Below are 14016 nucleotides of genomic sequence, written 5' to 3'. Positions count from 1 at the left end.
TGCCCAGCGCACCTAAGACGGCAATTGAGTTGGAAAATTCCCGGCGCGGCATGACGCTTTCTTAGCGGGCTGACCAACGGTAGTGGGGGGCGTCAAGTTCATTGCTACTGTTAATTCGGGCGTCGCAACTGTCTGTTTATAGTTAAAAAACCTAAATCTGGCGCCAAGGAAAGGTCATGCTCGATACCGCATCCCTACGCCGCTTGCTGATTGTCGACCCCTGCGATGATTGCCACCGCCTTTTACCGGGCCTGCGCAGTGTCGGCTGGGATGTGCGAAGTAGCACGCTCGAGGCGGCAATGGAGCAGCCCTGCGACGTCGGCCTGGTACGCCTGCAGGCCTCGCACCTGCTGCACCCCGAAGCGCTCAAGGACCTGATCAAGCGCAGCAATACCGAATGGATCGCCGTGCTCAGCGCCGAAGAGCTGCGCCTGCAGAATGTCGGCGATTTCGTCTGCGAGTGGTTTTTCGACTTCCACACCCTGCCGTTCGATGTCTCGCGAGTGCAGGTTACCCTGGGCCGCGCCTTCGGCATGGCGCGGCTGCGCGGCAAGGGCGCGGTACGGGTGGATGAGCCCGAGCATGAACTACTGGGTGAGAGCCGGCCGATCCGCGAGTTGCGCAAGCTGCTGGGCAAGCTGGCGCCAACCGAATCGCCGGTGCTGATCCGTGGCGAAAGCGGTACGGGTAAAGAGTTGGTGGCGCGTACCCTGCATCGGCAATCGCAACGGCGCGACAAGCCGTTCATCGCCATCAACTGCGGCGCCATCCCCGAGCACCTGATCCAGTCCGAGCTGTTCGGCCATGAAAAAGGCGCGTTCACCGGTGCGCACCAGCGCAAGGTGGGGCGTATCGAGGCGGCCAATGGCGGCACCCTGTTTCTCGACGAGATCGGTGACCTGCCGCTGGAGCTGCAGGCCAACCTGCTGCGTTTTCTCCAGGAAAAGCACATTGAGCGGGTAGGGGGGAATCAGCCTATCGCGGTGGACGTCAGGGTTCTGGCGGCTACCCATGTGGACCTGGAGAAGGCCATCGCGCTGGCGCGCTTTCGTGAAGACCTGTACTACCGGCTCAATGTCCTGCAGGTAGTGACCGCGCCGCTACGCGATCGGCATGGCGACCTGTCGATGCTGGCCAGTCACTTTTCCCAGTTCTACAGCGCCGAAACGGGCCGGCGGCCGCGCTCGTTCAGCGACGGTGCCCTGGCGGCCATGGGGCGCCATGAATGGCCGGGCAATGTTCGTGAGCTGGCCAACCGGGTACGACGCGGTCTGGTGCTGGCCGAGGGGCGGCAGATTGAAGCGCAGGACCTGGGCTTGCAAGAGCTGCAGGAGCAGGACCAGCCATTGGGCACGCTGGAGGACTACAAGCACCGGGCCGAGCGTCAGGCGCTGTGCGATGTGCTGAACCGGCACAGCGACAACCTGAGCATCGCGGCCAAGGTGCTTGGGGTGTCGCGGCCGACGTTTTATCGGTTGTTGCACAAGCATCAGATTCGTTGACGCCAGGGGCTGCTTTGCAGCCCTCTTCGCGGCACAAGGCCGCTCCTACAGGGGGCGCGGTCCTCTGTAGGAGCGGCCTTGTGCCGCGAAAGGGTCGCAAAGCGACCCCGGCAATAAATGCAAAATCCTTGAAGGGATGACCGTTACAACCATCCCTCAACTCGACTGGGCAAGATGCCCATCCGCCAGTTCCTCCACCGTCTCCGGCTCATCCGGCAGTGCAGTGATCACGCTGAAGTCACTGACCTCCACCTCGCCACCGCCATACCCCAGCAGGTGGAAGGAAAACGCCTTGCGGACGGTAGGGTTGTCGAAGTCGAACTCCATTTCCAGCGGTTCGTCGGCCGTCACCCGCATCTCTTCAGGCAGCCCGAGCTGCACGTCCTGCTCCAGTTCCTTGGCCTTGAGGCGGATGTACGCCGCATGCCGGGGATCCAGCGCCCGTACCTTCAAGCGTACGCGGGTGCGGGAGCCCTCAGGCATTTCCAGGTACTGCGCGCCGATCAGGTTGTCCGCCCAGTCATCTTTGATGCGCTCGGCCAGGGCGATGGGCGAGGGCCCACCGAACTGGTAGCGCAGGTTGAGCGGGGTCTGCAGCAGCGACTGGTCGAGGCTGGCGGCCAGCAGGTTGAGTTGTGGGCCTAGGCTGTCGTCGCCACGGCCGAGGAATTTGGCCTGGTCGGCAATGAATCCACTGCTGGCATAGCGTCGGCAGCGTTGCTGGAAGTCGCACTCGCTGAAGGTGCCCTGGCCGTCGTGGTAGCGCAGCATGCCATTGGTGAAGGAGATCATCTCGCGGCCGCTGTCGTAATCGCGGTACAGCGAACGTCCGCCCAGGGCTGCCGGGATCGGCAGGGCGAAGTAGTCGAGCAGGGAAGTGCTCAGGTCGATATGGCCGTAGGTGCCCTGCTTGAGCCTGGGCAGTTGGGCCTGTTCCGGCGCCAACGTAAGGTTGAAGCCCCAGGCCGAGGCCAGGCGCACGCCATCGATGCCATGGGATTCGTCCGAGGTGACGATCACCAGGGTATCTTCCAGCACGCCCTGTTTCTCGAGGCTGTCGAGGAAGCCGCCCAAGGCATCGTCGAGGTAGGCCACCGCGGCCTGCTTTGGCGTATCGAAGCGTTGCAGGTAGGCGTCAGGCGCCGAATAGGGCTGGTGGGTGCCAACCGTGAGCAGGGTGAGCATCCACGGCTGGGGTTGCTTGCGCAGCTCACCGACGTAGTCGAGCGCGCCTTCGAAGAAGGCGCGGTCGTCCTTGCCCCAGGGGAACTCCAGGTAGTTGTCGTTGGCGAACCACTCCAGGCCATGCACCGAGTCGAAACCGATGTGCGGCATGATCCGGTCCTTGGCCATGAAGCGCAGGCCGGCGCCCTGCAGATAATGGGTGGCGAAACCGGCCTCGCGCAGCTGGGCCGGCAGGCAGGCCTGGTTGCGTCGCTGCTGGGTCAGCAGCTCGACGCCCTTGGGCGTGCCGTTGGCCAGCTTGTCGTAGTCGCCGCAGAGCATCGCGTAGAGACCGCGAATGGTCTGGTGGGTGTGCAGAACATAGTCGGGGGTGTTCATGCCGCGCTCGGCCCACTGGCTGAGCCGCGGCATCAGGTCCTGCTCGAAGCGACTGCCCAGTGCCTCGCGGTTGGGGCGCAGGTAGGCGCCGGGGATGCCCTCGACGGTGATGATCAGCAGGTTGCGCGCCTTGCCTGGCGCATCCAGCAGTTTGACGCCATTGAGGTCGGACTGGGTCAGGCCGGCGCTGGACAGCGCCGTAACCGTTGGCGCCTGGCCCATGCCACTCAGGGCCTGGTGCTGGAGTTTGCCCACCGCCGCCGACAGCGCCTGGTGGGTGAGACCGTACTGGCGCCATTGGTCGGCATCGGAGGGGGTCAACTGCTGGCCGCCCCAGTGCAGGCCGAACAGCACCACGGGCACGGCCCAGAGGCGTCGTGGCAATGGCGCGCCGACAGGTGAGCGCCATACGCTCGCCAGCCAGCCGCCAAGGCCGGCGGCCAACAGGGCGGGCAGCCAGGGATGGGCCAGGGCGCCGGCGGTGGAGTTCTCCATGAACTGCGGGTCGACCAGATAGGCCAGGTCGTCGACCGTGGGCAGCCGGCCGACGGCACTGACCAGCTCGGCGGAGGCCACCCACAGGCCGCCCCAGGCCAGCAGCAGCGGCAGGGCCAGCCACCAGGCGCGACGCTGCCCGAGCAGCAACAGCAGGCTGCCGATGGCCAGGTCGGACAGGTAGCCGAAGGGGTTGGACCAGCCCAGCAGGGCACGCGCGGTCAGCGGAATCACCAGCACCAGGATTGCCAGCGTGGCAAGGCGGGCGCGAGGGTGACCGAGCAGGTTGTTCACGAAACTTTCCTTAATGCCATTAAATCGTCACAAAACTGTGCGCGATGATAACAGGCCGATGCCGGGAAAGTCGGTCGCTACAAAACCGGTAACCAAATCCCGGGCCCTGGATCGGGCCCGGCGGAAGGGTCAGAAGTAATAGGGGAATTTCAGGCTGAACGAGAAGTCCGGCGAGTCCTCGGTAAGGCCGATGGACAGGTTGGGCACGATGGTCAGGTTGTCGGTGGCGGCGAAGGTCAGGCCGATGTTGAAGTTGGCGGCGTTGTAGTCGCTGTTGGTGATCGACTGCCAGTCGCCGCCGTCCGGCTTGATCTTGCTCTTGCTGGCGAACTGGTCGGTGACCGAGAACGACATGCTCATGCGTTCGTTGAGGGCAAAGGCGATACCGCCGCCGATCTGCCAGGAGTCGCCCAGTTTCACGTCCCCCTTGACCTTGCTGTTGACCTGGGGGCTGATATCGCTGAACGAATCCTGCATGTTGTAGGTATACGACAGGCTGGCGAACAGCACCGCCGGGTCGAAGGTCTTGACCAGCGAAATGCCCGGCGTGATCGCCCAGACGCCGTTGCCGGTCGGCAGGCTCTCCGGCACCGACAGGTTGTTGTTGGTCGGGTCCTCGACCAGCTTGATGCCATAGGGGTCCTTGCCGGTGGGCGCCTTGACCCGCAGGGTGAACACCGCGTCGGGCCAGTTCTCCGATTCGTCGAGGAATTTGTAGGCCACGCCAACGTTGACGTCGCCGATGGCCGGGTCGCGGGTGACCGACGCATCGGAGGTGACCGGGCCGGCACCGCCGGCGCCGCCGGAGGAATAGGTCGATTCGCGATAAACGATGGGTACGTTTATATCGAACTGCCAGCGTTGATCCATGTTGTAGCGGGCGGTCAGGTCCAGGGTCCAGTTGTCGGCCTTGATCCGGTCCAGGTTGATGTTGCCGAGGAAGATCGAGTCCAGGGCGAGGAAACCGTTGAGCGTCAGGGCGCGGGTATCGTAGTGGGTGTAGGTGATGCCGGTCTCGACGCTGAACTTGCCGCCACCGAAGAAGCCACTGGCCTCGTCATACAGGTTGGAAACGCTTTGCGCGGGTTCCGAATCGTCCTTGAGCGACTGGCCGTAGGAGCTGCCAGTGCTGCCCGGTGCGCCGGATGCCACGGTCTGTGCGCCTTTGGCCGGTGACGAGGGGGATTTGGTCAGGCGCTTGGGCGGCGGGGCTGCCGGGGTTTCCTCGACCTGGCGCACACGCTGCTCAAGCACCATCAGGGCATTCTGCTGGGCTTCGTAGCGTTGCTTCAGTTCGCGTAATTCCTGCTTCAGTGCCTCGACCTGAGGGTCCGGAGCCGCGTTAAGCATTGTCGCAGGGGCCAATGTACTCAAACAGATTACAGCTCTGAACGTCAACGATCGTTGCATGGGTTAGCCGTCCCTTCTGACTACATACGATGAGACTGAGCGTAGATCAGTATCCGAGGGCGCGAAGACCTTTGAGCTGGTCAAGATTGCCGTTCAGCGCGGCGGCAGGGACATTGTCGCGCAACACGACGTTGAGCGAAGTGAGGTTGCTGACCTGGTTGCCGCTGCCGAGCAGCGTGGCGTTCTGCATCAGCCCGCCCTGGGCGATCTGCTGCAGGGTGCTGCCCTGGTTGTTGCTGGCCACGACGTTCATTTGCACGCCGGTACCGCTCGCGGAGACGCTCAGGGAGCCTGCGGCATTGCTGCCGACCAATGTCGAGCCCGCAGCCAGCACCTGGCCTTGCTGTGGCGCCTCGGGGGCCTGGTTGGCCTTGGTGACGTTGATGTCGACGTTGTTGTTGGCCATGTTGTTGTCACCGGCCGCGCGCACCACCTGGGTGACGCCGACGGTGGTGTCCAGGCCACCGCCACCGGTGACGGTGCCGGTGCCCTTGGAACTGGACGAACCACTGCCTTTCTCGTCGATCATGGACACGTAGAACTGCGGCTTGATGGTCGACTGCTGCACCTGCATCGAGGTCTTCGCGCCGATAACATCGCCATTGGCGTTCTGCCAGGTGCTGCTCATGACCACGCCGAAGCTGACTATCCGCCCCGGCAGCACATAGCGACCGCGCAGGTTGGCCAACTCCTGATCCTTCAGTTCAATGGGTTTGAACGTCTCTGCCTGGATGGGCAGGGCGGTGGCCAGGCAGATCAGGGTAAGCCAGGCTGGAGTCTTCATGGGATGCTCCCGACGCGTCGCGCTCGATTATCATTAGAAGAAGTCGCTGCGGATGAAGCCGAAGTCCATCAGTTCGGCATCCTTGACCGGGGTGAAGGAATTGATGCGGTCCTTGGCGCTCAGCGGCAGGGGCGGGTCGAGCAAGGCGTTGGTCTTGTCGTAGCCCTGGCCGATCACGGCGAAGATGATGCCGTTCCAGCCCTTGAGGAAATCTTCGACCTTGTAGCGTTTGTGGCCGAGCACCGGGTCGCCGATGTAGACCCAGCCTTTGTCGACCCGTTGCAGGACCACGAAGTGCTTGTAGCCACGGATGTCCATCAGCACCACCACGGGAATGCGCACGCTGGTCAGGGTGTCGGCGGCGACCCGGTAGCCGCGGGCACGCATGCCGAGGCTTTCCACATAGCGCTTCATGTCGAGCATCGAGAAGCCCTGGACCTTGACCAGGTCCTGGTCGGCGTGGGCCAGCATGCCCTCGATGATCGTGTGTTCGTCCACGTCCAACCAGTAGGCCTGGCGCAGGATGGTTGCCAGCGCTGCGGCGCCGCAACTGAAGTCGGTCTTCTGTTGTACCAGGTCGGCGAATTTGCGCTCGCGGATGCTCTGGATGGGCTTGTAGATCACCGCGCCCCCCGGCAAAACCGAAAGCGGCATCTGCGCCGCTTCGCTGTAACTGGCCATGCACAGCAAAAACGCCAAGGCGATCATACGCATGGTCTTGTCCCCCGATCCTGTTGAGGAAAAGGCCCCCCGAAGGGGGCCTCAAGGTCACAGCTGTCAGAACGAGGTGTTGGAGATGGCCAGCGAGTTGCTTTGCTGGTTGCCCACACCGGCTGCCACGTTGACACCGAGGTTGCCGCTGCCGCCATTCACCGAGCCACTCAGGGTGGCGGTGTTGGTCACAGGGTTAGCCCAGCCGGTAGGCGTCAGCACCTGGAAGGACACGGTGTTGCTCAGGTCGTACGAGCTGGACTCGCTGTAGCTCTTCGAGCCGGATTTGGCGTACTCGGAGGCTTTGCTACCCGATTTTTCGAACGAAGAGTCGTAGGCCTTCTCGAACGAAGAGTCGTAGGACTTCTCGAACGAAGAGCTGGAAGACTTGTCGCGCGACTTGTCATACGAGGCGTCGATCGAGGCGCTCAGCGACGCATCGAACGAATCGGTGCGGCTGCGCTCGTGGCGGCCGAAGTCCTGGGTGTGGGTCACGCTGCCACTTGCCGAGGCATCCAGCGAAGCGTTCAGAGAACCACTGGCCGAGGAGCTCGACTCATGGCTACGCGAACCACTGGCGTCCGAGCTCTTCGAGCCACTGGCGCTCCAGCTGTTGGCACCGGCGGCCTCCCAGCTCGACGAGGAGCTGCCTTCCTTGCTGAAGCTGGAGTCCTTGTCGTACGAGGCGCTGCCACTTTTCGTGGTGGTGAAGGTCAGCGTATCGACCCGGAAGGTGCGGTCGGCGTTGTTGTTCACGACCAGGCCTGGGCCGTTCTGGTCGGCGGAGGCGGTGGCGGTGGCATTACCCAGTGGCGCATTGGAGTTGGCAATGGCCATGGTGTTTTTCTGTTGGTTCAGGTCGCCACCGGCAATGTTGATGCCCATGTTGCCGCTGCCGTTGTTGCCCGAGCCGCTCATGATGCCGGAGTTGGTGACGCCGTAGTTGTTGACCTTGTTGTTGTTGCTGTACTGACGCACATCGGCGGTGGCCGAGGCGGAGCCGAACACGAAGGTGTTATCCAGGCTCGAGTCGGCACCGGCGTTGGCGATGGCGGCGGCGTTGTCCTGCTGGTTGCCGGCGCCGGCGGCCACGTTGACACCGACGTTGCCGCTGGTGCCGGAAGCCGAGCTGCTCATTTCGGCTTCGTTCACGGTGCCTTCATTGCTGATGCGGTTGTTGGTGCTGCTTTGCTTGTCCCAGGCATTGGCGGTTGCATACACCGGGATCTTGGTAGGAGGAGGGGTGTGATGACCGTTGTTGTGATGACCATTGTGATGGTCGTTGCCACGCCGATCATTCTGCCCAGCTTGTACAGCCACAGCCATGATCGCAGCAATTGCGAAAACCAGAGGCTTGAGTGCCATCGAGGGTTTCATGGTGGTTCTCCGTACTTTATTTTAGGTTAAGTGTTGTTGTTACCTGTTTGGGTCAATCCGCGACCCGGATGCTCAGGGTGTTGGCCGTTCGGTTTCCCACCCCGGCACTCTGATTCAACTGCACCACGCCACGGCTACCGGTGAATGCCTGGTCGCTGGTGCTGACCTGGCGATGGCCGGGTGTCTGGGCAGTTGGATCCGAGCTGTTGACCAGCGCCACGTTCTGTTGCAGAAGGACGCTGTCGTCGATGCTTTGCGGTTGGGCACTGACGCTGATGCGCAGTGCGTTGGCTTGCTGGTTGCTGGCGCCGGCGCTCTGGTTGACCCCGAGGATGCCGTTGCCATGACTGAAGGCCGTGCCCTGGATGCTGGACTGGGCGTCCAGCGCAGGGTCGACATGGGTGCGCAGGCGCTGGCGGATCTGGGTGCTGGCGTTGGCGTCGTGGCCGATGGCGATGGCCCGGGCGTTGACCTGTTGCTGTTGGTCGCCGGCTGCCTGGTTGACGCCCAGGTTGCCTTGGTATTGCGCGCCGGAACTGTCGATGGTGGCATTGTTGATCACGGGGGATTGGGCGAAGGCCGAAGCACTGCACAGCGTGGCCAGGATCAGCAGCGAATGCCTCATGTCATTGGCCTCCGCCGAGCACTTTCAACGCGCCCAGGCCTTGCTGGACGTTGGAGTTGACCATGTTGGCGATGCCGTTGCCGCCCGAGCCCGAGCCACGTCCGCCGGCGATGTTGGGCAACTGGGTCTGGTTGCCGATGTTGCTGCCGATGGTGTTGGTCTGCTGGGTGATCAGCGAGTTGATCCCGGCGCCGCTGGTGATGCCGGCGAAGTCGCCGTCGCTCAGCTCACTGGTCTGCCTGAGGATGTGCGCGGACGGGTTGGTGTTGACAGTGACCGGATTGGGGTCGGGCATCATGGGGGCGCGTATCGCGCTGCGCGTCTGCACTTCGCGGGTGATGACGACGATGCCGTTGTCTGCCTGGGCGGGCAGGCTGAAGCTGGATCCCAAAGCGCAACCAAGCAGCAGGAGGTGACAGATCTTGCCTTTTTCTGGTTTCCCCACGATGGCAATTCCTTCTTCGGCGTTTGGGCCAGGGGCCGCGTTGCCAGAAGGAGAGCAGAAGCTGTGCCGGTTTTTGTTATTGCTTGAGAATCAGGAGCTTGTGTGGGAAGCGCTCGTGCGTCAGAGAGTTGGTGTATCAGTGCTGAGACAGATCCCGGGCCAGGGAGGGGGCGAAGCCCGTATTATCGGGCTTCGAAGGGGAGGCGACGGCGGTGTATCAGCGATGTGACACTGCCCCCGAATCTGCGGCAATACGCGCAAATCCGGGGACTAAGGCCAGTCGATGTGTATCAGCGGTTTAACATTCAGTGGGGATGGCCGGGCATTTTCCGTCAAGCAAGCGTTGCACCGCGCCCAGTACCGTGACGCTGCGCTGTGGCCAGTCTCCGTCGATGACCTGCACGTTCTGTTGATGGCGTTGCAACCAGGCCAGGCTGTCGTCAAAGAACGCCTGGCGCTCCTCAAGGCGGGGCTGGCAGCGTTGCCCGTCACCGACCCATTCGACGCCCTCAGGGCGCAGCAGCAGGTGCAGGTCGTAATGGCGCGCCGTCAGCGCTTCTTCGATCCAGGCGGGGCAGTCACCGAACAGTGCCCGGCTCCAGAGGATGTTGCTGAGCAGGTGGGTATCGAGAATCAGCAGTGCCGGTGCTTGCTCTCGGCCTTGATCTTCCCAGGCCAGCTGGCCGCGGGCGATGGTGGGGATGTCGGCATAGCAGGTGTCGCGTTGTTCGCGCTCCATGAAATGGCGGACGTACTCGCCGACCAGCATGCCACCGAAATGCGCCTGGATTTCGCCGCTCAACCAGCTCTTGCCGCTGGACTCCGGGCCACACAGCACCAGCACTTTCATACCGTTGCCAGCGCCGGGTCGCGGCGCCACTCCAGCCAGCCGCGCACGGCGATCAGGGTGAACAGAGCGTAGAGCGCGGCGGTGAGGTACAGACCCTTGTACAGGAACAGGCCGACGAAGATCACGTCCACGACTACCCACAACGCCCAGCATTGCAGGCGCTTCTGCGCCATCCACAGCTGCGCCACCAGGCTGAAGCCGGTGAGGGCGGCGTCCAGCCAGGGCTGGGCGGCGTCGGTCCAGTGCGCCATGCCCGCGCCCAGCAGCAAGCTGGCCAGCAGGCCGGCCGCCAGGCCCTTGAGCATCGGCGCAGGGGCCAGGCGGGTCACCTGGCGGGCATCCTCGATACGGTCAGGTCGGGTCCACTGCCACCAGCCGTACAGCTGCAGCACCGCGTAGACCAACTGCAGGAGCATGTCCGAGTACAGCTTCACCTCGTAGAAGATCCAGCTGTACAGCACCACCATCACCAAACCGATCGGCCAGCACCAGGGGTTCTGCTTGACGGTGAGCCAGACGGCGATGACGCCGAGCGCGGCGGCGAAGAGTTCGAGGCCGGACATCGGCGATCCTTGGGCGGGGAAAGGGCGGGATGCTACAAGTTTCGAGCGGCAAGCAGCAAGCTGCAGTGGCGGGGACACTGCTGGGGCGCTCTTTCTTGCCGCTTGCAGCTTGTCGCTTGCCGCCACTAAACCCTGAACTGGCGCAGCAGTTGCTCCAGGTCCTCGCTCAGCCGCGCCAGGGCTACTCCGGCGTCGCTGGACTGGCGCGCGGCCTCGGCGGTCTGTTGCGACAGGTCGGCGGTTTCGGTGACGTTGCGGTTGATCTCCTCGACTACGTGGGACTGCTGCAGGGTGGCGCTGGCGATCGAGGCATTGAGCGCACCGAGGTTGCCCAGCGCCTGGCTGATGGCATCGAGGCTGCTACCGGCCTCGCGAGCCTGCTCGACCGTCTGGCGCGAGGCTTCGCTGCTGGTGTCGATGGCCCGCACTGCGGCCTCGGACTGACCCTGCAGGTGCTCGATCATGGTCTGGATCTCGGCGGTCGACTGAGCGGTGCGCTGCGCCAGCAGACGCACCTCGTCGGCGACCACGGCGAAGCCGCGGCCCTGCTCGCCGGCGCGGGCGGCCTCGATGGCGGCGTTGAGGGCGAGCAGGTTGGTCTGCTCGGCGATCGAGCGGATTACCTCGAGCACGCCACCGATCTTGGTGCTGTGACTGGCCAGTTCACGGATCACCTGCACCGCTTGCTCGATGGTTGCCGAAAGCCGGTCGATCTGCTGCAGGCTGCCGTGGATCGCCTGCTGGCCATGGCCGACCTGGGTCTGGGCGTTGCGCATCTCGCTGGAGGCCTGTTCGGCGTGCTTGGCCACGTCATGCACGGCGTAGGAAACCTCGTTGATCGCGGTGGCCACCTGGTCCATCTGCAGCGATTGCTGAGTACTGCGGGCCTGGGCGGCGCCTGCGTTGTCGCCGACATGGCCGGCAGATTCGGCCAGGTGATGGGCAGCGCCCTGCAACTGGCCGACCACCCCCTGCAGCTTGCCGTTGAAACGGTTGAAGTGTTCGCCCAGAAGGGTGATTTCATCACGGCCATGGGTGTCCAGGCGCCGGGTCAGGTCGCTTTCGCCACTGGCGATGGTGCCCATGGCTTGTACCGCCTCCTGCAGCGGGCGGGCGATGCTGCGGGCGATCAGCATCACCAGCAGGGCCATCAGCAGGGCGATGCCCAGGCCGAGCAGCGAGGCGTCGCGCAGTTGGCGGGCGAACTCGGCCTGCACGTCGTCGACGTAAACGCCCGAGCCGATGATCCACCCCCAGGGTTTGAACAGCTGGATGTAGGAGGTTTTCTCCACCGGGTCGCTGGCGCCGGGCTTGGGCCAGCGATAGTCGACCGGCCCCGCACCCTGGCTGCGGGCCAGGGCGACCATCTCGTTGAACACGGCAAAGCCATCCGGGTCGCGGATGGCCGAGAGGTCCTGGCCATCGAGCTTGGGGTTGGCCGGGTGCATGACCATCTTCGGTTGCAGGTCGTTGATCCAGAAGTAGTCGTTCTGGTCGTAGCGCAGCCCGCGCACCACTTGCAGGGCTTGCTGCTGCGCGGCTTCGCGGGTGAGCGTGCCGGCGGCCTCCAGGCCCTGGTAATACGTCAGGATGCCGGCGGCGGTCTGCACCACGTGGCGGGTCTTTTCGGCCTTGGCCTGGTACAGGTCGCCGTGGAGCTGGCGCAGCATCAGCAGGCCCAACACCAGCAGCATGGCCACGGCCACCAGCAGGATCAGCCACAGACGGCGGCTGATCGACATCGACCTCAGGGTCTTCATGATGCGTTACTCCAGTCTTTGTTCTTTTTATCCAGGGCATCCAAGCATGCTTTGCCGCCGGCCCCCACTCGACCAACGGCTAATGAGTCTTTCTTGACATCCTGTGTAGCAGGTAACGCAAGCCTTGAAACACAGGCTCTGCTAGGATTTCGGCCGCGCCAGATGAAACCTTTAGGCTGCTGGGCTTTTCAGCTGGCCTTGGGAGCCACTGTCGCTGTAAAAAGCACGCGCCGCGTGCGGCATCATTGAGTCAATCAAAACAAGCGGCCTGCCACGCGCAGCGTCGCACTTGGGGGAAAGATGGATTTTTGGAGTGCCTTGCAGGCAATCATCTTGGGCGTGGTCGAGGGGCTGACGGAGTTCCTGCCCATTTCGAGTACCGGGCACCAGATCATCGTCGCCGACCTGATCAACTTCGGCGGCGAACGTGCCATGGCGTTCAACATCATCATCCAGCTGGGCGCGATCCTGGCGGTGGTGTGGGAGTTTCGACGCAAGATCTTCGACGTGGTGCTGGGCCTGCCCACACAGGTGCCGGCACGGCGTTTTACCGCCAATCTGCTGATCGCCTTCTTCCCGGCGGTGGTCCTTGGCGTGCTGTTCGCCGACCTGATCCACGAGTATCTGTTCAACCCCATTACCGTGGCCGCCGCACTGGTGGTGGGCGGGGTGATCATGCTGTGGGCCGAGCGTCGCCAGCATCGGGTGGAAGTCGATCATGTCGACGACATGCGCTGGAGCCATGCGCTGAAGATCGGTTTCGTCCAGTGCCTGGCGATGATTCCGGGCACCTCGCGCTCTGGTTCGACCATCATCGGCGGCCTGCTGTTCGGCCTGTCGCGCAAGGCGGCCACCGAGTTCTCGTTCTTCCTGGCCATGCCGACCATGGTCGGCGCGGCGGTGTATTCGGGGTACAAGTACCGTGAGCTGTTCCAGCCGGGCGACCTGCCGGTGTTCGCCCTCGGTTTCGTGGTGTCGTTCATCTTCGCGATGATCGCCGTGCGTGGGTTGCTCAAGTTCATTGCCAACCACAGCTATGCGGTGTTTGCCTGGTACCGGATTGCCTTTGGCCTGCTGATCCTGGCGACCTGGGAGTTCGGTTGGGTCGACTGGTCGACGGCGCACGGTTGACATGGCCCGTATGCAGCGTGCGCCTCGGGGCGAGGAGGGCGTGCACCATGCACGCCTGAAATGGCTGGTACTGATGGTGCTTTGCCTGTTGCCGGTGGTGGGTGGCCTGCGAATGGGGTTGAGTGATGGGACCTGGCTGCCACTGGCGATGTATCCGCTGGTGAGCCTGGTCAGCCTGCTGTTGTACTGGCAGGACAAGCAGCAGGCGCGGAACCAGGCTTGGCGCACGCCGGAGAAGGTGCTGCATGCCAGCGAGCTGCTGGGGGGATGGCCGGGGGCGTTGCTGGCGCAGCAGGTGTTTCGGCACAAGACGCGGAAGGTTGCCTATCAGGTGGTGTTCTGGGGGATTGTTTTTGTGCATCAGGTGTTTTGGGTTGATTATCTGTTCTTGGCGGGGCGTTGGGGGTTTGTGATCTGAGGGTTGTTGTTAGGTGGTTTTGAAAGTTGTAGGCGCATTCATTTGTGATGTCGACGCTTATTCACCTTTCCGCCCTTACGGCGGGTAA

At 63.3% G+C, this 14016-nt stretch carries 13 protein-coding genes; 3 read left to right on the top strand and 10 right to left on the bottom strand.

All coding sequences use genetic code 11. The features are described from left to right. Positions 1-176: 176 nt before the first annotated feature. A complete protein-coding gene (locus tag NMG10_RS18645; protein ID WP_110739696.1) occupies positions 177-1502 on the top strand; it encodes a sigma-54 dependent transcriptional regulator in 1326 nt (441 codons plus the stop codon). A 156-nt stretch (positions 1503-1658) separates the two neighbouring features. Here NMG10_RS18645 and NMG10_RS18640 read toward each other — a convergent pair whose 3' ends face one another. From NMG10_RS18640 to NMG10_RS18595, 10 genes are all read right to left on the bottom strand, one after another. Further along, positions 1659-3854 (bottom strand): LTA synthase family protein, encoded by a 2196-nt coding sequence (locus tag NMG10_RS18640; protein WP_254464862.1) that lies wholly within the window; start codon positions 3852-3854, stop codon positions 1659-1661. A gap of 129 nt (positions 3855-3983) precedes the next feature. Next, positions 3984-5264: a hypothetical protein gene (locus NMG10_RS18635; protein ID WP_203646387.1), complete on the bottom strand. Its 1281-nt coding sequence runs from the start codon at positions 5262-5264 to the stop codon at positions 3984-3986. Between the two features lie 46 nt (positions 5265-5310). Then, the gene (locus tag NMG10_RS18630; protein WP_203646389.1) at positions 5311-6048 is read right to left on the bottom strand and encodes a hypothetical protein; all 738 of its coding nucleotides are present in this window, start codon (positions 6046-6048) and stop codon (positions 5311-5313) included. A gap of 33 nt (positions 6049-6081) precedes the next feature. After that, positions 6082-6762 carry a C39 family peptidase gene (locus NMG10_RS18625; protein WP_203646390.1) on the bottom strand — a complete coding sequence of 227 codons (681 nt, stop codon included), beginning with the start codon at positions 6760-6762 and terminating at the stop codon, positions 6082-6084. Positions 6763-6825: 63 nt separating this feature from the next. Then, entirely contained in the window at positions 6826-8136 is a 1311-nt protein-coding gene (locus NMG10_RS18620; protein ID WP_232856976.1) for a heme utilization protein, read from the bottom strand. 52 nt (positions 8137-8188) lie between these two features. Beyond that, positions 8189-8761, bottom strand: coding sequence for an adhesin (locus NMG10_RS18615; RefSeq protein WP_203646392.1), 573 nt, complete (start codon positions 8759-8761; stop codon positions 8189-8191). 1 nt (position 8762) lies between these two features. Next, complete coding sequence (locus NMG10_RS18610) at positions 8763-9206, bottom strand: hypothetical protein (RefSeq protein ID WP_203646393.1); 444 nt, start codon at positions 9204-9206, stop codon at positions 8763-8765. A gap of 298 nt (positions 9207-9504) precedes the next feature. Further along, positions 9505-10056 (bottom strand): AAA family ATPase, encoded by a 552-nt coding sequence (locus NMG10_RS18605; protein ID WP_203646396.1) that lies wholly within the window; start codon positions 10054-10056, stop codon positions 9505-9507. Then, positions 10053-10619 (bottom strand): nicotinamide riboside transporter PnuC, encoded by a 567-nt coding sequence (pnuC, locus tag NMG10_RS18600; RefSeq protein ID WP_203646398.1) that lies wholly within the window; start codon positions 10617-10619, stop codon positions 10053-10055. The genes NMG10_RS18605 and pnuC overlap by 4 nt, the downstream gene beginning before the upstream one ends. Before the next feature lie 125 nt (positions 10620-10744). Continuing rightward, positions 10745-12379: a methyl-accepting chemotaxis protein gene (locus NMG10_RS18595; protein ID WP_254464861.1), complete on the bottom strand. Its 1635-nt coding sequence runs from the start codon at positions 12377-12379 to the stop codon at positions 10745-10747. A gap of 300 nt (positions 12380-12679) precedes the next feature. On the opposite strand from NMG10_RS18595, the gene NMG10_RS18590 reads away from it, so the two are divergent. Together NMG10_RS18590 and NMG10_RS18585 are read left to right on the top strand one after the other, a co-directional pair. Further along, a complete protein-coding gene (locus NMG10_RS18590; protein ID WP_203646402.1) occupies positions 12680-13510 on the top strand; it encodes an undecaprenyl-diphosphate phosphatase in 831 nt (276 codons plus the stop codon). A gap of 10 nt (positions 13511-13520) precedes the next feature. Further along, positions 13521-13928, top strand: coding sequence for a DUF1294 domain-containing protein (locus NMG10_RS18585; protein ID WP_254464897.1), 408 nt, complete (start codon positions 13521-13523; stop codon positions 13926-13928). Positions 13929-14016 lie beyond the last annotated feature (88 nt).

The sequence above is a fragment of the Pseudomonas sp. DVZ6 genome (assembly GCF_024259445.1).
Lineage (GTDB): Bacteria > Pseudomonadota > Gammaproteobacteria > Pseudomonadales > Pseudomonadaceae > Aquipseudomonas > Aquipseudomonas peradeniyensis.
This window is presented reverse-complemented; position numbering and strand designations above follow the sequence as displayed.